This is a genomic window from Tranquillimonas alkanivorans (assembly GCF_900115595.1).
Taxonomy (GTDB): Bacteria; Pseudomonadota; Alphaproteobacteria; order Rhodobacterales; family Rhodobacteraceae; genus Tranquillimonas; species Tranquillimonas alkanivorans.
The window spans coordinates 98,017-121,680 of sequence record NZ_FOXA01000009.1 but is presented as its reverse complement, the minus strand read 5'-3'; the positions used below and the strand labels follow the sequence as shown (position 1 = coordinate 121,680).

33 protein-coding genes and 1 tRNA gene are annotated in these 23,664 nt (G+C 67.5%); 25 read left to right on the top strand and 9 right to left on the bottom strand.

Translation table 11 applies throughout. The annotated features are described in order from the left end of the window. Positions 1 to 2: 2 nt before the first annotated feature. From BM162_RS12505 to BM162_RS12425, 17 genes are all read left to right on the top strand, one after another. Positions 3 to 215: a hypothetical protein gene (locus BM162_RS12505; RefSeq protein ID WP_143096151.1), complete on the top strand. Its 213-nt coding sequence runs from the start codon at positions 3 to 5 to the stop codon at positions 213 to 215. A 153-nt stretch (positions 216 to 368) separates the two neighbouring features. Then, a complete protein-coding gene (locus tag BM162_RS12500; RefSeq protein WP_093422390.1) occupies positions 369 to 1,568 on the top strand; it encodes a phage portal protein in 1,200 nt (399 codons plus the stop codon). Then, on the top strand, positions 1,555 to 1,944 hold the full coding sequence (locus BM162_RS12495; RefSeq protein ID WP_093422387.1) for a phage-derived protein YdaY family protein: 390 nt from the start codon (positions 1,555 to 1,557) through the stop codon (positions 1,942 to 1,944). Before BM162_RS12500 ends, BM162_RS12495 begins: the two co-directional genes overlap by 14 nt. Then, complete coding sequence (locus BM162_RS12490) at positions 1,944 to 2,447, top strand: HK97 family phage prohead protease (RefSeq protein ID WP_093422385.1); 504 nt, start codon at positions 1,944 to 1,946, stop codon at positions 2,445 to 2,447. Before BM162_RS12495 ends, BM162_RS12490 begins: the two co-directional genes overlap by 1 nt. Before the next feature lie 4 nt (positions 2,448 to 2,451). Beyond that, positions 2,452 to 3,624, top strand: coding sequence for a phage major capsid protein (locus tag BM162_RS12485; protein WP_093422382.1), 1,173 nt, complete (start codon positions 2,452 to 2,454; stop codon positions 3,622 to 3,624). Positions 3,625 to 3,636: 12 nt separating this feature from the next. Beyond that, entirely contained in the window at positions 3,637 to 4,023 is a 387-nt protein-coding gene (locus tag BM162_RS12480; RefSeq protein ID WP_093422380.1) for a hypothetical protein, read from the top strand. Beyond that, the gene (locus BM162_RS12475; protein WP_093422377.1) at positions 4,023 to 4,379 is read left to right on the top strand and encodes an HNH endonuclease signature motif containing protein; all 357 of its coding nucleotides are present in this window, start codon (positions 4,023 to 4,025) and stop codon (positions 4,377 to 4,379) included. The genes BM162_RS12480 and BM162_RS12475 overlap by 1 nt, the downstream gene beginning before the upstream one ends. After that, complete coding sequence (locus tag BM162_RS12470) at positions 4,376 to 4,852, top strand: phage tail tube protein (protein ID WP_093422375.1); 477 nt, start codon at positions 4,376 to 4,378, stop codon at positions 4,850 to 4,852. Before BM162_RS12475 ends, BM162_RS12470 begins: the two co-directional genes overlap by 4 nt. 3 nt (positions 4,853 to 4,855) lie before the next feature. Then, positions 4,856 to 5,335 (top strand): hypothetical protein, encoded by a 480-nt coding sequence (locus BM162_RS12465; RefSeq protein WP_093422372.1) that lies wholly within the window; start codon positions 4,856 to 4,858, stop codon positions 5,333 to 5,335. Between the two features lie 10 nt (positions 5,336 to 5,345). Then, a complete protein-coding gene (locus BM162_RS12460) occupies positions 5,346 to 5,663 on the top strand; it encodes a head-tail connector protein (RefSeq protein ID WP_093422369.1) in 318 nt (105 codons plus the stop codon). Beyond that, positions 5,663 to 6,085 carry an HK97-gp10 family putative phage morphogenesis protein gene (locus BM162_RS12455; RefSeq protein WP_093422366.1) on the top strand — a complete coding sequence of 141 codons (423 nt, stop codon included), beginning with the start codon at positions 5,663 to 5,665 and terminating at the stop codon, positions 6,083 to 6,085. The genes BM162_RS12460 and BM162_RS12455 overlap by 1 nt, the downstream gene beginning before the upstream one ends. Next, entirely contained in the window at positions 6,082 to 6,498 is a 417-nt protein-coding gene (locus tag BM162_RS12450) for a DUF3168 domain-containing protein (protein WP_093422364.1), read from the top strand. The genes BM162_RS12455 and BM162_RS12450 overlap by 4 nt, the downstream gene beginning before the upstream one ends. Next, positions 6,495 to 6,818 carry a phage head closure protein gene (locus BM162_RS12445; protein WP_093422360.1) on the top strand — a complete coding sequence of 108 codons (324 nt, stop codon included), beginning with the start codon at positions 6,495 to 6,497 and terminating at the stop codon, positions 6,816 to 6,818. The genes BM162_RS12450 and BM162_RS12445 overlap by 4 nt, the downstream gene beginning before the upstream one ends. Beyond that, on the top strand, positions 6,818 to 7,207 hold the full coding sequence (locus BM162_RS12440) for a phage terminase small subunit P27 family (protein WP_093422357.1): 390 nt from the start codon (positions 6,818 to 6,820) through the stop codon (positions 7,205 to 7,207). The genes BM162_RS12445 and BM162_RS12440 overlap by 1 nt, the downstream gene beginning before the upstream one ends. Beyond that, positions 7,207 to 8,814 carry a terminase large subunit gene (locus BM162_RS12435; RefSeq protein WP_093422355.1) on the top strand — a complete coding sequence of 536 codons (1,608 nt, stop codon included), beginning with the start codon at positions 7,207 to 7,209 and terminating at the stop codon, positions 8,812 to 8,814. The genes BM162_RS12440 and BM162_RS12435 overlap by 1 nt, the downstream gene beginning before the upstream one ends. A gap of 12 nt (positions 8,815 to 8,826) precedes the next feature. Next, a complete protein-coding gene (locus tag BM162_RS12430; RefSeq protein WP_093422352.1) occupies positions 8,827 to 11,154 on the top strand; it encodes a phage tail tape measure protein in 2,328 nt (775 codons plus the stop codon). Further along, positions 11,151 to 11,477, top strand: a complete 327-nt coding sequence (locus BM162_RS12425; RefSeq protein ID WP_093422350.1) for a phage tail assembly chaperone — start codon at positions 11,151 to 11,153, stop codon at positions 11,475 to 11,477. Before BM162_RS12430 ends, BM162_RS12425 begins: the two co-directional genes overlap by 4 nt. Positions 11,478 to 11,481: 4 nt before the next feature. Here the strand turns inward: BM162_RS12425 and BM162_RS12420 are convergent, their stop codons facing one another. Together BM162_RS12420 and BM162_RS12415 are read right to left on the bottom strand one after the other, a co-directional pair. Further along, complete coding sequence (locus BM162_RS12420; RefSeq protein WP_093422346.1) at positions 11,482 to 11,715, bottom strand: hypothetical protein; 234 nt, start codon at positions 11,713 to 11,715, stop codon at positions 11,482 to 11,484. Positions 11,716 to 11,777: 62 nt separating this feature from the next. Further along, positions 11,778 to 12,005 carry a helix-turn-helix domain-containing protein gene (locus BM162_RS12415; RefSeq protein ID WP_245759255.1) on the bottom strand — a complete coding sequence of 76 codons (228 nt, stop codon included), beginning with the start codon at positions 12,003 to 12,005 and terminating at the stop codon, positions 11,778 to 11,780. Positions 12,006 to 12,093: 88 nt separating this feature from the next. Between BM162_RS12415 and BM162_RS12410 the strand changes: the two genes are divergently transcribed. Both BM162_RS12410 and BM162_RS12405 read left to right on the top strand, forming a co-directional pair. After that, positions 12,094 to 12,474, top strand: coding sequence for a hypothetical protein (locus BM162_RS12410; protein WP_093422344.1), 381 nt, complete (start codon positions 12,094 to 12,096; stop codon positions 12,472 to 12,474). Then, complete coding sequence (locus BM162_RS12405; RefSeq protein ID WP_093422341.1) at positions 12,471 to 12,674, top strand: hypothetical protein; 204 nt, start codon at positions 12,471 to 12,473, stop codon at positions 12,672 to 12,674. Before BM162_RS12410 ends, BM162_RS12405 begins: the two co-directional genes overlap by 4 nt. Before the next feature lie 125 nt (positions 12,675 to 12,799). On the opposite strand, the gene BM162_RS12400 is transcribed toward BM162_RS12405, so the two are convergent. Next, a tRNA-Leu gene (locus tag BM162_RS12400) sits at positions 12,800 to 12,883 on the bottom strand. 118 nt (positions 12,884 to 13,001) lie between these two features. Between BM162_RS12400 and BM162_RS12395 the strand changes: the two genes are divergently transcribed. The 5 genes from BM162_RS12395 (at position 13,002) to BM162_RS12375 (ending at position 17,662) form a co-directional block, all read left to right on the top strand. Further along, positions 13,002 to 13,580 (top strand): YqaA family protein, encoded by a 579-nt coding sequence (locus BM162_RS12395; RefSeq protein ID WP_093422339.1) that lies wholly within the window; start codon positions 13,002 to 13,004, stop codon positions 13,578 to 13,580. Beyond that, positions 13,577 to 14,041 (top strand): disulfide bond formation protein B, encoded by a 465-nt coding sequence (locus BM162_RS12390; protein WP_093422336.1) that lies wholly within the window; start codon positions 13,577 to 13,579, stop codon positions 14,039 to 14,041. Before BM162_RS12395 ends, BM162_RS12390 begins: the two co-directional genes overlap by 4 nt. Positions 14,042 to 14,105: 64 nt before the next feature. After that, entirely contained in the window at positions 14,106 to 14,843 is a 738-nt protein-coding gene (locus BM162_RS12385) for an RNA methyltransferase (RefSeq protein ID WP_093422334.1), read from the top strand. A 201-nt stretch (positions 14,844 to 15,044) separates the two neighbouring features. Next, complete coding sequence (gene ctaA / locus BM162_RS12380; RefSeq protein WP_093422331.1) at positions 15,045 to 16,193, top strand: heme A synthase; 1,149 nt, start codon at positions 15,045 to 15,047, stop codon at positions 16,191 to 16,193. Next, positions 16,190 to 17,662 carry a carboxypeptidase M32 gene (locus tag BM162_RS12375; protein ID WP_093422329.1) on the top strand — a complete coding sequence of 491 codons (1,473 nt, stop codon included), beginning with the start codon at positions 16,190 to 16,192 and terminating at the stop codon, positions 17,660 to 17,662. Before ctaA ends, BM162_RS12375 begins: the two co-directional genes overlap by 4 nt. A gap of 10 nt (positions 17,663 to 17,672) precedes the next feature. Here BM162_RS12375 and BM162_RS12370 read toward each other — a convergent pair whose 3' ends face one another. From BM162_RS12370 to BM162_RS12350, 5 genes are all read right to left on the bottom strand, one after another. Further along, positions 17,673 to 18,443, bottom strand: a complete 771-nt coding sequence (locus tag BM162_RS12370; protein WP_093422327.1) for a glycerophosphodiester phosphodiesterase family protein — start codon at positions 18,441 to 18,443, stop codon at positions 17,673 to 17,675. A 75-nt stretch (positions 18,444 to 18,518) separates the two neighbouring features. Then, positions 18,519 to 19,817 carry an HlyC/CorC family transporter gene (locus BM162_RS12365; RefSeq protein WP_093422325.1) on the bottom strand — a complete coding sequence of 433 codons (1,299 nt, stop codon included), beginning with the start codon at positions 19,815 to 19,817 and terminating at the stop codon, positions 18,519 to 18,521. Positions 19,818 to 19,889: 72 nt separating this feature from the next. Continuing rightward, the gene (olsA, locus tag BM162_RS12360; protein WP_093422323.1) at positions 19,890 to 20,711 is read right to left on the bottom strand and encodes a lyso-ornithine lipid O-acyltransferase; all 822 of its coding nucleotides are present in this window, start codon (positions 20,709 to 20,711) and stop codon (positions 19,890 to 19,892) included. Continuing rightward, positions 20,708 to 21,472: an L-ornithine N(alpha)-acyltransferase gene (gene olsB, locus BM162_RS12355; protein ID WP_093422321.1), complete on the bottom strand. Its 765-nt coding sequence runs from the start codon at positions 21,470 to 21,472 to the stop codon at positions 20,708 to 20,710. Before olsB ends, olsA begins: the two co-directional genes overlap by 4 nt. 125 nt (positions 21,473 to 21,597) lie before the next feature. After that, positions 21,598 to 21,780, bottom strand: coding sequence for a DUF3553 domain-containing protein (locus BM162_RS12350; protein ID WP_093422489.1), 183 nt, complete (start codon positions 21,778 to 21,780; stop codon positions 21,598 to 21,600). Positions 21,781 to 21,810: 30 nt separating this feature from the next. Here BM162_RS12350 and BM162_RS12345 point away from each other — a divergent pair, with 30 nt between their 5' ends. Then, positions 21,811 to 22,407 (top strand): histidine phosphotransferase family protein, encoded by a 597-nt coding sequence (locus BM162_RS12345; RefSeq protein ID WP_177215147.1) that lies wholly within the window; start codon positions 21,811 to 21,813, stop codon positions 22,405 to 22,407. Here BM162_RS12345 and BM162_RS12340 read toward each other — a convergent pair. Then, a complete protein-coding gene (locus BM162_RS12340) occupies positions 22,397 to 23,662 on the bottom strand; it encodes a glutamate-5-semialdehyde dehydrogenase (RefSeq protein WP_093422317.1) in 1,266 nt (421 codons plus the stop codon). The genes BM162_RS12345 and BM162_RS12340 overlap by 11 nt on opposite strands. Between the last annotated feature and the right edge of the window lie 2 nt (positions 23,663 to 23,664).

The window sequence follows — 23,664 nt, the reverse complement described above, 5'->3', positions numbered from 1 at the left end:
TCATGGCAGAAGAGACAGTACACGCGATGCCGGTGGACGATGTGCGGATACGTCACGCCGACGGCGACCCGAACACCGTGCTTCTCTCGTTCTACCAGGGCGACGAAGTGCGTCACTTCACGATGAGCCTGGACCTCTTCACCCGCACCGCCGACCAGATGGTGTCCGGTGCGAAGTTCCTCGCCGAGCAGGAGCCCACCGGGGGGTGGTCCTGAACTTTCGTGCCTCCTCGGGGACCGGCGCGGGGAGGCGCGCGTAACATTCGGACGAAATAGGATTTTTTCGATCCGTGGGTTTCCCACGGTATACGAGGTTTAGCCAGATCTGGCCATCTGCCGGGACCGCGCGCCGCCGGAGAAGCTGGATGCATGAACCTCTGGCCCTTCAACCGCGCCCCGAAGACCGAAGCGAAGTCGCTGACCTCGCCGTCGGACTGGCTCAACGAGATCTTCGGCGTCGGCGCGACGAACTATTCGGGCGTGACCCTGAGCGTGGACGCCGCGCTCCGCGTGCCCGCCGTCGCCTCGGCGATCCGCGTCATCTCGGAAGCCGCGGCGAGCCTCGACGTGATGGTGAAGGAGAAGGAGGGACGGACGGAAACCGACCTTCCCGACGATCCCATCCTGCCGCTCCTGCGCGACCAGGCGAACGAATGGACCTCCGGCTATGAGTTGATCCGCGACCTCGTCATCGATGCCCTCATCTCCGACGTGGGCGGGCTGGCCTGGGTGAACCGCGTGGACGGCCGGCCGGTGGAGATCATCCACTACGCGCGCGGCGTGATCGCGGTCGAGTATGACCTCGCCACCCGCGAACCGAAGTACACGATCAACTCGCAGCCGGTCCCGGCCTCGAACATCATCCATCTCCGCAGCCCGTTCGGCCGCGCGCCGATGACGCTGGCCCGGGAAGCCATCGGCGTGGCGCATGTGCTGGAGCGTCACGCGGCCCGTCTCTTCGGCCGTGGTGCCCGCCCCTCGGGCGCCCTGAAGTTCCCGAAAGGCATGGGCGAAGAGAGCGTGAAGAAGGCCCGCGAGGCGTGGCGCCTGACCCACGAAGGCAACGACAGCGGCGGACGCACGGCGATCCTCTTCGATGGCGCCGAGTTCGAGAGCTTCCAGCTCGCCTCGACGGATGCGCAGTTCCTCGAAAACCGGAAGTTCGAGATCCTCGAAATCGCCCGCGCCTTCCGCGTGCCCCCATCGATGCTCTTCGAGCTGGACCGCGCGACGTGGTCGAACACCGAGCAGATGGGGCGCGAGTTCCTGATCTACTGCCTTGAGCCGTGGCTCCGGGCGCTGGAGGCGGCATTCCGGCGGGGCCTGTTCCTGCCCGACGAGCGCGACGGCCGGGTGATCCGCTTCGATCGCGACGACCTCACGCGGGCCGACCTGAACACCCGCGCGACCGTCATCAACAGCCTCATCTCGTCCCGCACGATCAACCCCAACGAGGGCCGTCAATGGCTGGGCCTCCAGCCGTACGAGGGCGGGGACGAATTCACCAACCCGAACATCACGACCGACGCGCCGGCCGATCCGCAGGAGTCCGACGATGCAACTGAATGACATTCTCGCCGATGTGCAGGACCAGGACCGGGGGCGGGACTTCGACCTCCTCGATCCGGTGACCGGCAAGCCCACCGGCATCACCTTCCGCGTGGCAGGCCCGGACAGCGCCACACAACACCGTGCACGGCTCAAGCTGGCCGACGACATGGCAGAGATGGCCGACGCCGACGGGCGCGTCACTGCGGTCGACAGGGAGAAGCTCCGCATCGCCTGCCTCGCGGCTTGCGTGCTGGGCTGGGACATCGAGGAGGACGGCGAGCCCGTGCCCTTCTCGCAGAAGAACGTGATCCGCGTCCTCTCCTCGGCGCAGTGGGTGCAGGCGCAGGTTGATGCCTTCGCGTCCGACCGTGCCGCCTTCCGGGGAGATCGCTGATGGATCGCCTGTTCCTCGAAACGAAGATCATGGCCGAGGACGACGGCGCGGTGTCCGGCATCGCGTGGAAGTTCGGCAGCGGTGACCGGATCGGCGACTGGATCGAACCGGGTGCGTTCAAGGCCGCTCAAGTGCCCCTGCCGATGCTCTTCGGTCACGACCAGAACGACCCCATCGGAACGTGGGACACGGCGGAGGAGAAGGCCGACGGCCTGCACCTGACCGGCAAGCTCCTCACCGAGGAAGTGGCACGGGCGCGCGAGGTTCGCGCCCTCGTCCGCTCCGGTGCCGTTCGCGGCATCTCCATCGGCTTCATCACCCGGAAGGCCGCAGCGCGTCCGGGCGGGGGCCGCACCATCAAGTCGCTCGAACTCCTGGAGGCATCGCTCGTGACCCTGCCGATGCACCCCGGCGCACGAGTGACTTCCGCGAAGTCTGCGGTTCGGGCGCTCAGCCTCGCCGCATCCCTTCAACGCGCCACGGCGCAGCTCGCAAAGAGGTAACGACATGCGACACCTGAAGACCCGAGAGCTGCTCGGCAGCACGGCCCTCACGCTGAAGGACGGCGGCGAGGACGATCCCACGGACATCGTCACGAAGGCTGTGGCCGACCTGACGAAAACCGTCAACGACCGCCTCGATGAGATCGAGAAGAAAGCCGACACGACGAAACTGGACGAGCGGATCGACAAGCTCGAGGCAAAGGCGAACCGCCCCGGCACCGGCAACACCTCGGCCGACGAGGACGAACAGAAGGCGCTGGAGCGCAAGGCGTTCGCCACCTACCTGCGGCGCGGCGGCGGTGCCCCTGAGGAAGAGCTCAAGTCGCTGACCGTCTCGAATGACGAGCAGGGCGGCTACCTCGCCCCGGCCGAGATGTCTTCGGAGTTCATCCGCGACCTCGTCGAGTATTCGCCGATCCGTTCGGTTGCCAGCGTCCGCAACATCACCTCCGCCTCAATCAAGTATCCCCGCCGCACCGGCATCACGAATGCGCAGTGGGAAGGCGAAGGCGAGGAGGCCGAAGAGAGCACCACGACCTTCGGGCAAGCGGAAGTCACGGCGCGCAAGCTGATGACCTACGTCGACATCTCGAACGAGCTTCTGGCCGACAGCGGCGGCACCGCAGAGCAGGAGGTTCGCCTCGCCCTGGCCGAGGACTTCGGCAAGAAGGAGGGCGAAGCCTTCGTCAACGGTGACGGCGTCAAGCAGCCCGAGGGCCTGATGACCCACGCCGACATCGCCCACACGGTGAACGGCTCGACCTCGAACATCGATCCGGACCAGCTCATCAAGCTCATGTACGCGATGCCGGCCACCTACCGGAACTCCGGGACGTGGATGATGAACGGCACGACCCTCGGCGTGATCCGCACCCTCAAGGACGCCGACGGACGCCACCTGTGGCAACCCTCGTTCCAGGCGGGCCAGCCCGAGACCATCCTCGGCCGTCCCGTGGTGGAAGCGGTGGACATGCCGGACATCGCCAGCGGGGCCTTCCCGATCCTCTACGGCGACTTCTCGGCGTACCGGATCGTCGACCGGCTTTCGATGTCGATCCTGGTCAACCCGTACATCCTCGCGACGAAGGGCCTGACCCGCATCCACGCCACCCGCCGCGTCGGTGGCCGCGTCCTCCAGGCCGCGCGCTTCCGCAAACTCAAGATGTCCACGAGCTAAGGGAACAGACCCATGCGTGACCTCGCGAACAACATCGGGACCGTGCAGGCCGTCGCGTCTGCGGTCCTCTCCGCAACCAACACCTCGGCGGCGCTCGACCTGCAGGGCTTCGAGTCGGCTGCGGTGGTCGTCAACACGGGGGCCATCGTTTCCTCGGGCGACTTCACGGCCAAGCTCCAGGAGAGCGACACCCCGACCTCGGGCGACTTCACCGATGTCGCGGCCGAACACCTCGTGGGCGAGTTCCCGGCGAGCCTTGCGGCCGACTCCGTCGTCAAGGTCGGGTACGTCGGGCACAAGCGTTACCTGCGCACCGTCATCACCAAGAACGGCGGCACGTCCATCGCGGCGGGCGTCGTCCTGGTGAAGGGCAACGCGCACGAGCGCCCGGTCGCCTGATGCCGGTGAAGCCTCCGCGCCTCTGCGCCTGCGGCCATCGTGTCGCGGCGTCGATCCGTTGCCCGTGCGAACGGAAAGCGGACCAGGCGCGGAAGGCTCGCTTCGACCGCACCCGCCCGAACTCCAGCCAACGCGGCTACACCGGGACGTGGGACAAGGCGCGCACCGCCTTCCTCGCGAAGCACCCCCGGTGCCGTCGCTGCGGCAACCCCGCCACGGTTGTGGACCACGTCACCCCGCACAAGGGCGACACCGCCCTCTTCTGGGACAAGAGCAATTGGCAGTCGCTCTGCACCCCCTGTCACTCCGGCGCGAAGCAGTCTGAAGAGCGCCGCAACCCACGAGGTTACCCATGATTTTCGCCACGAACGGCGCGAAGCTCTATATCAGCGACTCCGCGCAGAACACCGAACCGGCAGATGCCACCACCTACGGCGCGCTGACCTGGACCGAGATCAAGGAAGTCGAGAGCCTCGGCTCCTTCGGTGACACCGCCGAAGAGATCACCTTCACGTCGATCAGCGATGCCCGCACCCGCAAGGTGAAGGGCGCCCGCAACGCCGGCACGCTCGAGGTGGTCATGGGGCAGGATTACTCGGACGCGGGGCAAGCCGCCCTGATCGCGGCCGAGAAGGAGATCCACGATTACGCCTTCAAGGTCGTATTCAACGACGCGCCCGACGGCGGCACCCCCTCCGAGCGGTACTTCATCGCGAAAGTCGGCAGCGCCTCGGAGGCACTCGACACCGCGAACAGCGTGATGAAGCTGAACGTCTCGCTGCTGGTGGATTCCAAGATCACCCGCGTCGACGCTGCGGCGGGCGTGTAAGCCATGCTGATGGCCGTCGGCGGCAGTCGCCTGTTCATCGGGCAGGAGAGGAGCGGTAGCCAAGGGCACGCCTTCTCCGCTGCCGACGTGACCGGCGAGAGCTGGGCCGAAATCGGCAACGTGGAAGGCATCGGCTCCGTCGGCGTCAGTTGGGAGACGATGGATGTGACCTCGCTCCAGACGGGCGGCGGCATGGCGGAAACGATGAAGAGCGTCATGCGAAGCCAGGTGATGGAGATCATCCTCGGGGCCGATCCCTCCGACGCGGGGCAACAGCGCCTTTGGGCAGCCGCGAAGAGCACCGATGCCTACGCCTTCCGCCTCGACCTGCCGGATGCACAGGCGGGGGGCACGCCGAGCCAGCGGCTTTGGCTGGGGCTCGTGACCGAGTTCGCTGAAGACCTGGAGAGCGCCAGCAACGTCATCAAGATGCGCGCGGCCCTGGTGCTGAACTCACCGCTCGTCCGCGTTGCGGCGGCATAGGAGGTAACCGATGGCAATCGTTCTTCTCAGCGAGGTGAAGGAGCAACTGGCGTTCACCGATGATATCGGATCGGCCGACGACCAGCTCCTCACGCGCAAGATCGACGCCGCGCAGAGCCACATCGAGCGCCTCCTCGGTTTCAAGATCGAGGAGACATTCGGCGGTGTGGATCAGGATCCGGTTCCTCCCGCGCTGATCGAGGCCGTGAGCCAGCTTGCCGCGTGGTGGTACGAACAGCGCGAGGCGGCGGTCGTAGGAGCCACCGCGAACGAGGTGCCATTCAACGTCCGCGAGATCGTCAACGAGTACCGGGGGTTCACCTTCTGATGTCTCGTGATGGTGGCCTCAAGAACTTCCAGTACCGCATGAGCAGGATCCCCAAAGAGGTCCGCAAGGCGGTCAAGCCTGCCCTGATGCAGAGCGGGTACGAGATCGCGGAGACGATGGAGGGGCTCGCGCCCGAGGTGACGGGCGACCTCATGGGTAGCATCCAAGTCACCGCCCCCGGCGATTCCACACCGCCCTATTCGCAGCCCGGCGGCTCGCAGGTGGCGGGGCCGAACGAGGTGGTGATCACCGCAGGCAACACCGACGTGCGTTACGCGCACCTCGTCGAGTACGGCACGAAGAACAGCACCGCGCGGCCCTTCTTCTGGCCCGCTTTCCGGATGAGCAAGAAGCGCGCCGAGAACCGCATCAAGCGTGCCATCTCCAAGGCGGTCAAAGAGAACTGGGGGACCGGCAAATGAGCATGGACCTCGCCACCCAGAAGGCCCTCAGGAACCGCCTCATCGCCTCTCCCGAGGTGACGGCCCTTGTGCCGGCCACCGCCATCCTCGACCGCAATCAGCGGCCCGCACCGTCGCCCTCGATCATCCTGGGCGAGACGCAGCTCGTGGACGAGGGGACGAGTTTTCAGCGGACCCATACGCGCGTCTACCACACGATTCACGTCTGGAAGCAGGAGACCTCTCTGGAGGGCGTGAAGCGTATCTGTGGGGCCATCCGCCGCGCCGTGATGTCCGGGCGCATGAACCTCGACGCGGGCTATCACTGCGCCGACCTGCGCGCCTCCGGTGTCCGCGTCATGCGCGACCCTGACGGCGAGACCAGCCACGGCGTGGTGTCCGTCGAGATGCTGATCGCGGAGGTGCAGGCATGAGGGCAGGCAAGCTCACCCACGTCATCAAGGTTCAGCAGTACGACGCCTCGGCGGTGAACGAGTACGGCACGCCGGTCCCGACCTGGACGGACCTTGCCACGCTCCGGGCCGAGGTTGTGGAGCAGACGGCCGAGGAGTTCATCCGGGATGCCCGCGCGACGACCGAAACCGCCATCGTGTTTCGCACCCGCTTCCTCGACGGCGTGAAGACGGCCGACCGCGTGCGCTTCGACGGCACGGATTTCAACATCCGCGAGGTAACCCCCATCGGACGCCGCAAGGGCATGGAGCTGCGCTGCATCGCGATAGGAGACGAGTAATGCGCGGGACGAAGCCGCACATGAAAACCGACCCTGACGCTCTGGCAGACCTGCCGGCGCCGGAATGGATGCCCGAGGACGCCGCGGCGGAATGGGACCGCGTGATGCCGATCCTGACAGAGCGCCGGATCCTGACAGACGCCGACCTCGGCAGCCTGGAGAACTACTGCCTCGCGATCGGCTCGGTGCGGGAGATGGAGCGCATGCTCCAGCGCGACGGCCGCGTGATCTCGACCGAGACCGGCCTGAAGCGCCACCCGGGCGTCGGTATCCAGGCCGACGCGATGACCCGCGCGCGCCTGCTTGCAGCCGAACTCGGGCTCACGCCAGTTTCGCGGTCGCGCCCGGCAATCCGCGACGACGAAGACGACGACGACTTGGTGGCCTGATGCTGGTCCCGGACTGGATACACGAGGACGTCGAGATCGCCGATCCGATGGGCCACGGCGACCGCGCCGTGCAGTGGCTCCGGAAGCTCAAGCATCCGAAGAACCCGGCGCCCGGACATCCTTTCCAGCTCGACCCGTGGCAGGAGAAGATCGTCCGGCGCGTCTACGGCCCTCGGAACGAGGACGGATCGCGCGTCGTGCGACGTGTCGTGCTCCTCTTGCCCCGCGGCAACCGCAAGACATCCCTCGCCTCCGCGCTGACGCTCCTGCACCTCGTGGGGCCGGAGAAGAAGCCGGGCGGCCTGATCGTGTCGGCGGCATCCGCGCACGAGCAGGCCATGGAGCTGTTCAACGAGACGGCGCTCATTGTCGACAACGACAGCCGCCTCAGGAAGCATCTGTCTGTGCGGGAGTACACGAGCCGCATCACCTTCAAGCGCGACCGGACCCGCTACGTCGCCCTGCACGCCGACGGCAAGACGCAGCACGGCAAGACGCCGGACGTCGTCATCGCGGACGAGCTGCACGCGTGGGAAGGCCGCAAAGGCCGCTCGCAATGGGAAGCCCTCGATTCCGCGCTGGTGAAGGTGCCGGGAACGCTGATGATCGTGGCGAGCACCTCGGGACGCGGACAGGAGAACCTCGCCTGGCAGACCGTCGAGTACGCGATGAAGGTGCAGAAGGGCGAGATCGAAGACCCGGCCACCCTGCCTGTCATCTTCATGGCGGAGCCCGAGGACGACTGGACCGATGAGACCGTCTGGCGCGCGGTTAATCCCGGCCTCGATCATGGCTATCCGGATATCGGGGGGTTCCGGGATAAGGCGCGGAAGGCCGAGCACAGCCCGTTCGAGCGCGACAGCTTCCTGCAATTCAACCTGAACCGCTGGCTGGATCAATCGACGTCGCCCTTCGTCGAGATGCACGTCTATGACAAGGGCGCGCACGAGGTGGACCTCGACGAGCTGGAGATGGTGCAGGCGCCGTGCTGGCTTGGCGTGGACCTCTCGAAGAACGAAGACCTGACATGCGTCGTGGCGTGCTGGGAAAACGGCGACGACGGCTACCAGGTGCACCCGTGGTTCTTCTGCCCGGAGGACAACTTGCGCGCCCGAGGCGACCGGCACGGCGTCGACTACGTGTCGTGGGCCGAGGACGGATATATCATCCCGACCCCCGGCAACGTCGTCGACTTCCGCTTCATCGAGGAGCACATCCGCGAACTCTTCGCCCGCTTCAATGTCCGCGAGGCCGCGTTCGACCCGCACATGGGCCGGGTGATGATGCAGAACCTCGAAGAGGACGGCCTGCCCGTCGTGGAGATGCGACAGGGCTGGGTCACGATGGCACCAGCCGTGAAGGAGCTGGAGCGCGCGATCCTCGCCCGACGCTTCAACCACGGCGGCCACCCGGTACTGCGCTGGAACTTCGACAACGTGCAGCTCCACGTGGACGCGGCCGGCAACCGCTCGTTCCACAAGGGCAAGAGCGGCAACAAGATCGACGGCGCCGTGGCGACGGCCATGGCGGTGGCGCGCTGCGCAGCCGGCGAGACGCAGTTCATCACCAGTGCCGACTGGTTCGAAGACGACTTTTTCCTGGCATGAGGGAGGCCCCCAATGGCTGACGAAGAACGCTTGCTGGTCTCGCTCGAGGCGCGGATCAATCAGTTCGAGAAGCAGATGAAGAAGGCGGAGCGCACGGGCACGCGCTCCTATAACAGCCTGCGGCGCAACTCCGGCTCCGCCACCCGGGCGATGGAGCGGGACATGAACCGCGCCACGGCCAACATCAACCGATCGCTCGCCACGGCGAGCACGAAGATCGGGGCGTTTGGAAAGACCTTCCTCGCCGGGGTGGCGGGCAGCGCCATCACCGTGGGGCTCAGCGCCGTCACCTCGAACCTCGGGCAAGTGGTCAAGGGCATCGCGGCCGTGGGCGACGAGGCCAAGCGCGCGGGTGTGCCGCTCCAGGACTTCCAGGAGTGGAAGTTCGTCGCCCAGCAGAACCGGATCGGCATCGACTCCATGGTCGACGGCCTGAAGGAACTGAACCTCCGGGCCGACGAGTTCATCGCCACCGGCAAGGGGCCGGCAGAGGAAGCCTTCCGCCGTCTCGGCTTTGGGGCCCGCGACCTCGAACGCAGGCTGGAAGATCCTTCTGAGCTTCTCCTCGAAATCGTCGACCGGCTCCAGGACATGGACCGCGCCGCGCAGATCAGGATCAGCGACGAGATTTTCGGCGGCACCGCGGGCGAGCGGTTCGTCGAGCTTCTCGGGCAGGGACGGCAGGGGCTACAGGCCACCATCCAGGAGGCGCACCGCGTGGGCGCCGTGATGGACTCGGAGATGATCGAGAAGGCCGACGAGCTGGATCGCAAGTTCCAGGCGCTCACCGAGCGGGTGGGCCAGTTCGGAAAGCAGGTGGCGGTCTCCCTGGCCGACCTTCCCTTCGACGTGATCGAGGAGCGGCTCGACGACATCTTCCGCAGCGAGGAAGCGGGCCGCGCCATCCTCGGCGACGAGATTTACGATCGGCTGCGGGAGGCGGGCGAACTGGCCGAGGACCAGGCCGACAGCGTGCGGCACTTGGCAGGAGAATATCAGGGCCTGCGCGAGGAAGCCGGGGCCACGGCGAACACGCTGACGCAGGCCATCAACCTCATGCGGGCATGGGGCTATGACGAGGCTGCGGCACAGCTTGCGCAAGCGGCCGAGGAAATGCGCACCCTCTCCGACCAGTTCGAGGACGGCAGCATCTCCGGCGAAGAGTTCGCCGAGCGCATGGGCGACGTGCAGACGCAGGCCGTGGACGCTTTCAACGCGCTGGAGGACGTGGACCGGGTAGAGTTCAGCGGGGCCATTTCGGCCGTCGAGCGTCTTGGCTCCTCTCTCTCCGGCCTTCTGTCCATCGCCCGTTCGGTGAAGGAAGCCCTGCCTGGTGGAGGGGCCTCCGATCCGGTGAACCGTGGGCGCGGTGGCGACCCGCGCGGCATGGGCGGCAGCATTCGCGACTGGCGCAACAGGACGGCGACGGACGAGGCTCCGGCCTCTTCCCCACGACCTCGACCCGCGCCCCCGATGATCCACGAGAACATCCCGGCGACCGGAGCCAGCGGCGGCGGTGGCGGCAGTGCAGACGTGGGCGAGTATCAGCGCGAGGTGGAGGCGATCCGCGAGCAGACGCAGGCGCTTCAGGCGGAGGCCGTGGCGCTCGTGGCAGTGGCCGAGAGCGGGCAGGAGTACGGGGACGCCATCGAGTTCGCCCGCAGGAAGGCCGAGCTTCTCCACGCGGCACAGCAGGAGGGGCGGGAGATCACGCCCGAGCTGCGCGCCGAGATCGACAACCTCGCCCTCGCCTACACCACGGCGGGCCAGAACGCGGAGGACGCGGCGAACACGCTCGAGCAGATGGAGATGAACGCGGAGCGCGGGAGGGATCGGATGGCCGACCTCTTCGGCTCCATCATCGACGGTTCCATGAGCGCGAAGGACGCGCTGGTACAGCTCCTGATGGAGATCGCGAAGGTTCAGATGCAGAAGGGCTTGCTCGGGATGATCGGCAGCGGTGGCGGTGGCGGGGTCTTCGGGTGGCTCGGCGGATTGCTCGGCGGCGCCCGGGCCGACGGTGGACCTGTGAAGGCCGGGGTTCCGTACCTGGTCAACGAGGGGACGCCGAACAGCGAAGTGTTCGTGCCGTCCCGCTCTGGAGCCGTGCTGAACGTCCCTCAGGCGCAACGCGCCCTCTCGCAATCCGCCTCCGGAGGCCGTGCGCAGGAGGTTCGGGTTGTCGTCGAAGGTGGCGACCTGGTGTTGACCGACAACGGGCAGGTCGCCGCCGCGATGCGCGTCACCGCGAAACAGTCAGGTGTCGCCGCTGTGGCCGAATCCCGACGCCGTCACGGCGCCTGGAGCAGCACGATGCACGACCGGGGGACGATGCGATGACACACCGGCTGGAGAAGCTCATTTGCGCGGCTCTGGAGGACAACCTCAGGGGCCGCGCACCCCGCCCGCCGGAAGGCTCGGAGAGCGTCTGGAATGCCTTCGTCGCTCTGTCCCGGACCCGGAAGCGGACCGCCGAGGGGCCGGAGCCGATCACCTACGCCGAGGTCGACGCCTATTGTCGTCTGATGCGAGTGCCGCTGGAGCCGCGCCATGTGGGGATCCTCTGCGCCATGGATCGCATATGGCTGGATCATGCCACGGGACGGAAGGAAGCCCCGCCACAGGACCTGACCGCGGCGGGGTTCGATGCCGTGTTCGGGTGAGAGATCAGTCGACCAGCGTCGCGCTGTGAAAGAATGAGGATGCGGTGTTGAGCACCATGTTCCTCTCTTCGCTGGGTCCAGAGAGCTTTGCGAAAGGACTGTCAGTGTCGGCCGGAACGTGCAGGTGCAACAGCGTGCCTTCGACGTCCACTACTGTCCATCGGCTGAGCGTCTCCGACAATCCATCCTCAGTGGCCGTGAGGACGCAGAACTCGTACTTCTTCCCGATCTCGAACATCGCTACCTCTCAAAAGCTGATGTGCCGGACAATAGGATCGGCGAGAGGCGCGGCACAACCAGTCACTCTGTGTCTCGCTTCAACCGAACGCCGGGGCCTCCCTCCGGCCCGGCGTCGAGGAACTCCACTCCTGCCCCTTCCAAGGCAGTCCGGATCGCGTCGGCGGTCCCGTTCCGGCCGCCGAGCGGCCCGTCCTGCGACTCCAGGCGCGCAATGGTCGGATAGGAAATTCCCGACTTTCCGGCGAGGTCGCGTTGCGACCACCCGAGCAAGCTGCGCGCCGCCTTCACCTGACGGACTGATATTTTTTCTATTGACACCGGCGACTGCTTTCGGTTGATAGCAAACCTATCAAACACAGTCTTTGGGGAAGATGCAATGACGAAGAAGAACCTGCCAACGCGCCGCGTCGTGCTGGCCGGAATTCCCGCCCTGGCCGCCGGGCAGGCCGTGGCGACCGAGGGACAAACGCAGGATCCGATCGTGGAGTACTTCCGCCTCTGGAAGGAGCACCGGGAAGCGTGGTCGCGGTACGATGAGGACAGCGCCGAAGCGAAGCATCATTGGAACGAGGAATTCCGCTTCGAGGAACTCCTCTGCACGACGCCGCCCACGACCATGGAAGGTCTCATCGCGCAGCTCGAATTCCTTACGGACCCGGACGGGTACGGCGAGCACGCGCTCGGCAACATGCGGGACAACCTCGACCGGAAGCTGTTCGAGAACATGATCGTGGGCGCGAAGGAGATGGCGGCATGAGCGACATCCTCGATGCGAGCGACCTCATCAGCGAGGCTCGTAATCTGAACGGCATGCTTCTCATGGCGCACCAGGGCGCCGAGAGCGATGCGGAAAAGTCCGTCGCCGCGCTGGCCAGCGTGATCGAGCAGAAACTCGACGCAGCGATCGAGATGCTGAACGAGCACAGGGCAGCGACGAAGCGATTCAAGGCTGCGTGAACCCCGCCGGAGAAACCGAAGGAGCCCCCGCTTTTCGCGGGGTTTTCTTTTGGGCGGCTCTTTGGGCGGGCTGGCAAATGCGCCCATAAAAAAACACTGTAAAAACAGTGTTTTAAGGTTCAAAGTGGTGCCCGAGGTCGGACTCGAACCGACACGCCGTGAGGCGGGGGATTTTGAATCCCCTGCGTCTACCATTCCGCCACTCGGGCACGGGCGACTGTGTACAAGGGGACGCGGCGCGGGGGAAGCGGGAAATGGCGCGGACGGGCCCGCTTGACGCGGCGCGGCCGGCGTGATGCATGGTCGCCACTCCGGGGGACACCGCGCATGATCCGAAAACTCTATGACCGGACGATCCGGCTGGCCGAGACGCCGCACGCGATGTGGGCGCTTGCCATCGTCGCCTTCGTCGAATCGTCGGTGTTTCCGATTCCGCCCGACGTTTTGATGATCCCGATGATCCTTGCCGCGCCGCACCGCGCGTTCCTGATCGCGGCGGTGGCCACGGCCTCTTCGGTCGCGGGCGGGCTGGCGGGCTATGTCATCGGCGCGGGATTGTTCGAGAGCGTGGGCCGCCCGGTGCTGGAGTTCTACGGCAAGGACGCCCGCTTCGACGAGTTCCGCGAGACCTACAACGCCTGGGGCGCCTGGGCGGTGCTGATCGCGGGGATCACGCCGTTCCCCTACAAGGTCATCACCATCCTGTCAGGCACCACCGGCCTGTCGCTGCCCGTCTTCATGGTCGCCAGCGTCATCGCGCGGGGCTTCCGCTTCTTCGTCGTGGCCGCCCTTCTGTGGAAGTTCGGCCCGCCCGTGCGCCGCTTCATCGAAGAGCGCCTTGGCCTTGTCTTCACCGCCTTCGTCGCCTTGCTGGTGGGTGGCTTCGCACTTCTGAGGTTCCTGTGACCCGCCGTACCCTGATCCTTCTGGCCGCCGCCGGCTCGTTCGCGCTTCTGGGCGGCGCATTCCTGTTCCAGCTTGCCGGCTACCCGCCCTGCAAGATGTGCATCTGGCAGCGCTGGCCCCACGGGGCGGCGATCGCGCTGGGGCTTATCGGGGCAGCGTATCCGGCGGCCGTCGTGGCCTGGCTGGGCGCGGCGGCGGCGGCAGTCACCTCGGGCCTCGGGTTTTTCCATGCCGGCGTCGAGCAGGGCTGGTGGGAGGGACCGACCTCGTGCACCGGCACCGGCCCGGGCGTCACGGGGTTGAGCGGAGCGGACCTGCTGTCGACCGAGGGCGCGGGCGCCATCATCATGTGCGACGAGATCGTGTGGAGCCTCTTCGGCCTGTCCATGGCCGCCTGGAACGGCATCCTCTCGGCGGTGCTGGTCGGCATCTGGATCGCCGCGGCCCGCGCCCGCGCCTGAGCGGCTTGCGCGGCGGGGCGTGCGCGCCTATCACGCGCGCCGAACGCCCAGCCCGGATGATCCCATGACCGACCGCCAGCCCGCCTTCGTCCTCGTCCGCCCGCAGATGGGCGAGAATATCGGCGCGGCGGCGCGGGCGATGTGGAACTTCGGGCTCGACCGGATGCGCATGGTCGATCCGCGCGACGGCTGGCCGAACCCGCGCGCTGTGGCGCTGGCCTCGGGCGCGGGACGGCTTCTGGACGGTGCGGGCGTCTTCCACACCACCGCCGATGCGCTGGCCGACTGCCACTACGTGTTCGCCACCACCGCCCGCCCCCGCGGCATGACGAAGCCCGTCTTCACGCCCGAGGCCGCGATGGCCAAGGCGCGCGAGATGACGGCCGAGGGGCGCAAGGTCGCCGTGATGTTCGGGCCCGAGCGCGCGGGGCTCGAGAATGCCGACATCATCCAGGCCAACGCCATCATCTCGGTCCCGGTGAACCCGGACTTCCCGTCGCTCAACCTGGCCCAGTGCGTGCTGCTCACCGCCTACGAATGGCGGCGCGCGGACGTGCCCGCCGACGGCGAGCGGATGGAGATGGGGGGAACCGAGCCTGCCACGGGTCTCGAGGTCGAGAAGCTGGCCGCGCATTACGAAGAGCGGCTGGACCAGGCCGGGTTTTTCTTCCCCGAGACCAAGGCCGAGGGGATGAAGGCGAACCTGCGCAACCTGTGGAGCCGGATGCCGCTCACCCGGGCCGACGTGCAGATGTTCCACGGCATGCTGCGCCAGATGGTGCGCTGGAAAGAGCGCGGTTAGCAAAGTTGCGAAGCGGCTTTGCAAAGTGCTGCCGCCTCTTCGCGCATCGGGATCCAGGCGCGACGTTGGCAAATCTGCTAACTGACTTTGCAAACCCCCTCTGCCCCTTGCGGCACCGTGTCCCGCATCCGCCGCGCGGGGTGCCGCTTGCCCTTGCGCGGACGTCTGCCTAGGTTCCGGCAGGTTTTCGAAAGGCACGAGATGAGCGCGAAGCGATCCATCTTTGAAGAGGTCGGCACCGACACGCCGAAACGCGAAACTCCCAGGGGCGGATTGATCGACGCCAAACCGCGCGGCGCGCGCACCGCGATCCGCGTCTGGCTGATGATCATCTTCGCCCTGGTGGTCGTGATGATCGCCGTGGGCGGCCTGACGCGGCTGACCGATTCCGGGCTGTCGATCACCGAGTGGCGGCCCGTCACCGGCGCCCTGCCCCCGATGAACGAGGCCGACTGGCAGTCCGAGTTCGAGAAATACCGGGCGATCCCCGAGTACCAGCTTCAGAACCGTGGCATGAGCCTGTCGGAGTTCCAGTTCATCTACTGGTGGGAATGGGGCCACCGGCAGCTTGGCCGCGTGATCGGGCTTGTCTGGGCCGTGGGCTTCCTGGGCTTCCTGGTGGCGCGCAAGATCCCCACGGGCTGGACCCCGCGGTTGCTGGGCCTCGGCGCGCTCGGCGGGCTGCAGGGTTTCATCGGCTGGTGGATGGTGTCGAGCGGGCTGGACGGCGAGATGCTGGACGTCGCCTCCTATCGCCTTGCCACGCACCTTGGCCTGGCTTTCGTGATCCTGGGCTTCATCGCGTGGTACGTGTTCCTTCTGGGCCGGAGCGAGGCGCAGCTGATGCAGGCGCGCCGGGCGCGGGACGGCAAGCTGTTCTCGCTGGGCACGGGACTGATGCACTTCGCGTTCCTGCAGATCGTGATCGGCGCGCTAGTGGCTGGCATTGACGCGGGGCGGAACTATACCGACTGGCCGCTGATGGCGGGGGGCTTCCTGCCGCCCGACCCGCTTCAGATCGAACCCATTTGGCGGAACTTCTTCGAAAACGACGGGCTGGTGCAGTTCATCCACCGCATGACCGGCTATGCCCTGGTGGTCTTCGGCGTCATCGCCTGGCGGCGCTCGCGCGCCTCGGCCAATGCCGTGACGCGCTTCGCCTTCGCCGCCGTTCTGGCGATGATGTTCGTCCAGACCCTGCTGGGCATCGGCACGGTGATGTACTCGGCCCCGTGGGAGATCGCGATCGTCCACCAGCTGGGCGCGGTGTTCCTGTGGGTGCTGATCATCCGCGCGCGCTTCCTGTCGCAATACCCACGCACGCAATCCATCCGGGGAGGCACGGCATGAGCGCCTTTGACGAACTGATGGCCTTCCAGCGCGAGACCGAGGCGCTGGCGCAGGTCGAGGGCCGGCTGCACTGGGACCAGGAGACGATGATGCCCCGCGGCTCGGCCCTGCAACGGGGCGAGGAGCTGGCGGCGCTGAGCGCGGTGCTGCACGCCCGCCGCGTCGACCCGCGCGTGGGCGAGTGGCTGGACAGGGCCGAGGCCCCGGACGAGGCCGGCGCCGCGCAGCTTCGCCTGATCCGCCGCAGCCACGAGCGCGCCACGCGCGTGCCCGCCCGACTGGCCAGCGAGATGGCGCGCGTCACCAGCCTGTCGCAGGGCATCTGGGCCGAGGCGCGGGCCAAGGACGACTTTGCCGCCTTCGCGCCGACGCTGTCGGACGTCGTGAAGCTGACGCGCGAGTTGGCCGACTGCCTGGCCGACGGGCGCGATCCCTATGACGCGCTGCTGGACGAGTACGAGCCCGGCGCCACGGGCGAAAGCCTGTCGCAGATGTTCGGCGCCCTGCGCCCGCGCCTCGTGGCGCTGCGCGACCGGGTGATGGGCAGCGACCGGCGCCCGGAGGCGCTGGAGGGTACCTTCGCCGAGGCCGGGCAGCTTGCCCTGTCGCGGGAACTGGCCGAGGTCTTCGGCTATGACTTCCATCGAGGCCGGATCGACAAGGCCGTGCACCCGTTCTCGTCCGGATCGGGCGCGGATGTGCGGATCACCATGCGGACGGCCGCCGACGATCCGTTCAACTGCTTCTACTCGACCATCCACGAGGTCGGACATGCGGCGTACGAACAGGGCATCGACGACGCCTACCACCTGAGCCCGCTGGGACAGGGCGTGTCGATGGGCGTGCACGAGAGCCAAAGCCGCATCTATGAAAACCAGCTTGGCCGCTCGCGCGCCTTCACCGGCTTCCTGTTCGAGCGGATGCGCGACACCTTCGGAGAGATGAGCGTCACCGACGTCGACGCCTTCTTCGCCTGCGTCAACCGCGTCACGCCCGGCTATATCCGCACCGAATCCGACGAGGTGCAGTACAACCTGCACATCCTCATGCGCTTCGACCTGGAACGCGACCTGGTCTCCGGCAAGCTGGCCGTCGCAGACCTGGAAGAGGCGTGGAACGCTCGCTTCGAGCAGGATTTCGGCCGCAAGGTCGACCGGGCGTCGAACGGGTGCCTGCAAGACGTGCACTGGTCGCTGGGGCTGTTCGGGTACTTCCCGACCTACACGCTGGGCAACGTCTATGCCGGCTGCCTGCACAAGGCGCTGCGCGAGGCCGAACCCGAGCTCGACGCGGCGCTGGCTCGGGGCGACACCTCGCCCGCGACGGGTTGGCTGCACCGCAACCTCCAGCGCTTCGGCGGCCTGCGCGCCCCGCGCGAGACGGTGCGCCATGCCTGCGGGTTCGAGCCGTCGGAAGAGCCGCTTCTGGAATACTTGGAACAGAAGTTCGGCGCGATCTACGGGGTCTGAGGGGCGCGGCTCAGTCGCCGCCCCACTGCCCCCGCCGCACGAGCACGTCTTTCAGTACCTCGGGCCGGTCGGTCATCAGGCCGTCCACCCCGAGGTCGAGCAGGCGCTCCATCTCGTCCGGGGCGTCGATGGTCCAGACATGCACCTGTATCCCGCGCCGGTGCGCCGCCCGGAGGACGCGCCGCGTCGTCAGCGGTATGCCGCGGTGTTCGGGCGGGATCTGCGCGGCGTGAAAGCGCAGGTTAGGCATCGGCAGGCCCCAGCCCGCCAGCCAAAGCCGCGCGATGCCGCCCCGCGCGGGCGACCAGCACAGACGTCCGCCCAGAAGCTCGCGCAGGCGCGCGGTGCGCTCCGCGCTGAACGAGCCGACGCAGACGCGGTCGCAGGCGTCGAGATCGGCGATCGTCCGCGCCATCGGCTCGACCGCCGCGTCGGTCTTGGCGTCCAGGTTGAAGCGCCGGTCGGGAAAGGCCCGCATCACGTCGTCCAGCCGCGCCACGCTCGCGCCGCTGGGCATGCGCAGGTTCCTCAGCTCGTCCCAGGTCAGGTCGCGCACGCGCCCCGGCACGCGCAGCAGCCGTTCGAGCGTCTCGTCGTGGAACAGGACCGCCACACCGTCGCGCGTCGCCTGAACGTCCGTCTCGATATAGACGTATCCCAGCGCGACGGCCCGCTCGATGGCGGGCATCGTGTTCTCTTCGGCCGGGCCCGCCGCGCCGCGATGCGCGAAGGCAAGCGGATGGGGGTGGTCGAGAAAAGGATGTGTCGCGGCAGGACGCATCGGTGGCTCCGTCGGCTGTCGCGCACCAACCGCGGGCCGGGCGGCGGGGTTCCGGTCCCGCCGCCGCTAAACGTCTCACAATTTACGGATTTTGAGCTTCGTGATCCGGTTGTCCTTGCGGTTCAGGACCTCGAACCGGAAGCCGTGGAAACTGAACACCTGCCCGGGAGCGGGGATGGTCTGCGCCTCGTGAATGACAAGGCCGGCGATGGTGTTGGCCTCTTCGTCGGGCAGGTGCCAGTCGGTCGCGCGGTTTAGGTCGCGAATGGTCATACCGCCATCCACGATGGTGTCCCCGCCCTCGGTCCGGCGCAGGGGATGCTCGGCGTCGATGTCGAACTCGTCCGTGATCTCGCCCACGATCTCCTCGAGGATATCCTCGAGCGTGATCAGGCCCTGCAGCGCGCCGTATTCGTCCACAACAAGCGCGAAGTGCGTATGGCGGCGCAGGAACTGGCGCATCTGGTCGTCGAGCGTCGTCGTCTCGGGCACGAAGTACGGCTTCATGGCGACGTCGAGGATGTTGAACCCCTCGAACGGATCGCGCGCCTCGGGCGTGGCCTGTTCGCGTGCATACATGGCGCGCAGCAGGTCCTTGGCGTGGATCACGCCGACGATGTTTTCCTGCCGCTCGCGATAGATCGGAAGCCGGGTGTGCGGGCTTTGAAGGCACTGCTGCAGGATTTCCTGCGGTGGCGAGCCGGCGTCGATCATCTCGATCTTCGAGCGGTGGAGCATGATCTCCTCGACCGTGCGCTCGCCCAGGTCCAGCGCGCCGAGGATGCGGTCGCGGTCCTCCTTCTCGACCACGCCTTCGGAATGCCCCAGGTGCAGCGCGCCCGCGATCTCTTCGCGCACGGCAAGGATCTGCGTGTCGGGGTCGGTGCGCACGCCGAAGACGCGCAGCACCAATCGCACGAACGCACGAACGGCGCTGACGACGGGCGAGAAAACCAGCACCACCATCTGGATGACGCGGCTGACGGCCGAGGCCGCCGTTTCCGCATTGGTGATGGCATAGGTCTTGGGCAGCACCTCGGCGAAGATCAGCACCAGGAGCGTCATGACCAGCGTGGCAAGCGCCACGCCAGACTCGCCGAAGACGCGCGTGAACAGCGCGGTGGCCAGCGACGTGGCCAGGATGTTGACCAGGTTGTTGCCCAGCAGGACCGAGCCGATCAGCCGTTCGTTGTCCTCGGTGATCTTGAGCGCCCGTTCGGCGCCCTTCGAGCCCTTGTCGGCCTGGGCGCGCAGTTTCCCGCGCGAGGCGGCGGTCAGCGCGGTCTCGGACCCCGAGAAGAAGGCCGAGAGGACGAGAAGGCCGAGGATGGCGGCAGAGGTGATCCAGAAGGCGGCGTCGAGTGCGGGTTCCATTTCGTCTTTTCGCTTGTGACCAGAAGGGTTATGGGGGCCCGCCGTGTCCCTTGCAAGGGAATGCGGGACCGCTCAGCCCCGGCCGAGCCCCGCGCGCACGATCTCGGCGGCCCGCGCGGCCAGCGCCTTGCGGTCGGCGAAGGCATCGGCCTTAAGCGGCGGATGATACACGATCTCGACCGTGCCCTGCCGCCGCGCCGCCAGCACCTTCACCAGGTGCGGCCCGAAGCCCATGTCACCCCACCAGCCGTAGAACCGGGCCTCCTCCCCGTCGGGAGCGGAGTAGCGGACGCTGACGGGCTGAACGTGCAGGATCGGCTTCAGGTCGTCTGTCAGGAACGCCTGGAAGAGCGTTGGAATGAAAGGAAGAACCCGCATTCCATCGGTCGAGGTCCCCTCGGGGAAGAACAGCAGCCGGTGGCCCAGTTTCAGCCGCTCGGCGAACAGCTCCTGCTGCGCGCGCGCCTCGCGCGGGTCGCGGCGGATGAAGACGGTGCCGGTGGCGCGGGCCAGCCAGCCGATGCCGGGCCAGTCCCGCACCTCGGACTTCGAGACGAAGTAGATCCGGTCCCCCGCATTCAGCACGAAGATGTCGAGCCAGGACGAATGGTTGGCCACCACGGCCCCGCGTTCGCGCATCGGCCTTCCCTCGCGCCGGAAGCGCAGGCCGAGGATGGCGAGCGCGCCGCGGCAGACGCCTTGCGTGACGTAGGGCGTGACCGGGCGGCGCAGGCCGAAGAGCGGCCGCTCGACCAGGCGAAGCACCAGGTGCAGCGCCAGCCCGGTGACCAGCAGGAGCGCCAGCGCCGTGCCGCGCAGTGCCGCGCGGACCCGGCCCGCGCCGTCCAGCGCGGGGGTGGCGGGCAGGTCCTCGGAATGCCAGGTGCGGCTCACAGGCGGCCCCGGGCGTAAAGCGCCCTCTGCCGGTGGTTGGCGCGCGCCACGTCCATAACCAGGCAGACGTCGGTGGTGTTGAAGGCGTGGTCGATGAAGGCGCCGTTGCCCACGAAACCGCCCATGCGCAGGTACGCCTTGATCAGCGCCGGCGTCGCCCGCATCGCCGCCACCCGGTCGATCCGTTCGCCCGGGATCAGGTCCATCGGCTGGTACATGACGCTGCGCACCCGCAGTTCGGGCGGGGCGAGATGGCGGTGGTGAAGATACGACAACGGCTCGGCCAGGGCCCGCGGGTCGGTCCCGTGAAACGAGGCGACGCCGAACAGAACCTCGATCCCGTGGCTCTGCACGTAGTCCGACAGCCCGTTCCACAGATGCACCATGGCGGTACCGCCGCGGTAGTCGCGGTGCAGGCAGGACCGCCCCAGCTCGAGCAACCGGCGACCGGTGCGGCGCAGCGGGGTCAGGTCGTACTCGTCCTCGGAATAGAACTGGCCGGCGCGGCGGGCCTGGTCTTCGCGCAGAAGCCGATAGACCCCGATGACGTGCCACCCCTCGGGGCGCCGCGGATCGATCAGGACCATGTGGTCGAAATACGGGTCGAACCGGTCCATCTCGCGCCGCGCGTCGTGGTTGACGAGGGGGCCGTCGCCGCCGAGTTCATCCACGAATACCTCGTAGCGCAGCCGCTGCGCTGCGACGAGATCGGACTCGGTCTGGGCCAGCCGCAGGGCGAACTTCGGCGCGTCGGGCATCATGGGCGGGGCAGGTTCCGTCCTGTGTCGCCCGACTTCTAGGCAGAGCGCCCGGTTTTGGCAACACGGGCGGCGCCTCGCGGACGTTAAGGATTGCGTAACGTTCTGCTGCGACGGTTGTAAGACAGCTATTCGTCGAACACAGGCATCAGCTCAACCGTGCGACCGTCGATGACCACCTTGCCCTGATGCTCGAACATCACCGTGACACGGCCGCCGATGTTCGTCTGTACCTGGCCCAGCCCCCATTCCGGTGCATCGGGATGGCGAACCAGCATTCCCGGCTCCAGAAGCGATGTGAGGTCGGACATGGATATCTTCCTTCTGCGCGGGGCGGCGCGATGAGCCTTCGTGACCCAACGCTCACCGACCTGATCGGCTCCCGCATATGCCACGACCTCATCAACCCGATGAGCGCGATCGGCAATGGGCTCGAGCTTCTGGACCTCGCCGGCACCGCGCCCAGCGAAGAGCTGTCGCTAGTCAGCCACAGCGTCGCCCATGCCAGCGCCCGCCTGCGCTTCTTCCGCATCGCCTTCGGTGCCGCACCGCCGGGGCAGAGCATAGGGCATGGGGAGGTTCTTTCCATCCTCCGCCAGCTTTACGACGGCCGCCGCTTCACGCTGGACTGGGCGGGGCCCGACAGCCTGCCACGCGTCGAGGCCAAGCTGTGCTGCCTGGTGCTGCAATGCGCGGAAAGCGCCCTGCCCCGTGGCGGCGCGCTGTCGGTGCACCATGACGGCGAATGGCGGGTCTCCGGAGCGGGGCCGCGTGTATCGGCCGATCGGCGCCTGTGGAGCCTGCTCGACCACCCCGACACGCCGGCTGACGTCGCGCCGGGAGAGGTGCACTTCCCCCTCGCCGGACGCACGGCGGCTGAGGCGGGCCGTGCGCTTGGCGTGCAGGTTCAGGACGGCTCGGTCCAGGTCAGCTTCTGACCGTGCCGTCCCCGGTCACGAGGTACTTGAAGCTGGTGAGCTGCTCGGCCCCGACCGGTCCGCGCGCATGCATCTTTCCGGTGGCGATGCCGATCTCGGCCCCCATCCCGAACTCGCCCCCGTCGGCGAACTGAGTCGAGGCGTTGCGCATCAGGATGGCGCTGTCGAGCCGCTGGAAGAATCGCGCCGCCGCGGCGTCGTCCTCCGTCACGATGCAGTCGGTGTGGTCCGAACCGTAGCGGCGGATATGCGCGATGGCGACGTCGATGGAGTCCACCACCTTCGCGGCGATCTTCATGTCGAGGTATTCGCAGCCCCAATCCGCCTCGGTCGCCGGCACGGTGCCCTCGATCCGCTGCAGCGTCTCGTCCGCCCGCACCTCGACCCCCGCCTCGACCAGCGCGCGGATCACGCCCTGCCCGATCGTGTCGACCACGTCGCGGTGGATCAGCAGGCATTCGGCCGCGCCGCAGATCCCGGTGCGGCGGGTCTTGGCATTCAGCACCACCTTCAGCGCCTTCTCGGGGTCGGCCTGCGCATCGAGATAGATGTGCACGATCCCCTCGAGATGGGCGAAGACCGGCACCCGCGCCTCGCGCTGGACCAGCCCGACCAGGCCCTTGCCCCCGCGCGGCACGATCACGTCGATCACGCCGGTCATGGTCAGCATCTCGCTCACCGCCGCGCGATCACGGGTCGGGACCAGCTGGATCGCGTCCTCGGGCAGGCCGGCGGCGCGCAGCCCCTCTTGCAGGCAGGCGTGGATGGCTTGCGAGGAATGGAAGCTCTCCGACCCGCCGCGCAGGATCACGGCGTTGCCGGCCTTCAAGCACAGCGCGCCCGCGTCGGCGGTGACGTTGGGCCGCGATTCATAGATCACGCCGACCACGCCCAGCGGCGTGCGGACGCGCTGGATGTGCAGGCCGGTCGGCCGGTCCCATTCGGACAGCACCGCGCCCACCGGATCGTCCTGCGCCGCCACGGCGCGCAGCCCGGCGCAGATGCCTTCGATCCGCGCTTCGTCCAGCATCAGCCGGTCCATCATCGCGGGCGACAGGCCCTTGTCGCGGCCGAACTCGAGGTCTTTGGCGTTCGCGGCAATGATGCCGTCGCGCCCGGCCCAGACAGCGTCGGCGGCGGCCTCGAGCGCGGCGCGCTTGGCCGACGGGTCGGCGAAGGCGAGCTCGGCGGCGGCGGCTTGTGCGCGCGCGCCGATGTCGGCCATCAGGGCGGGAATGTCGGTGGCGTCTTTCATGA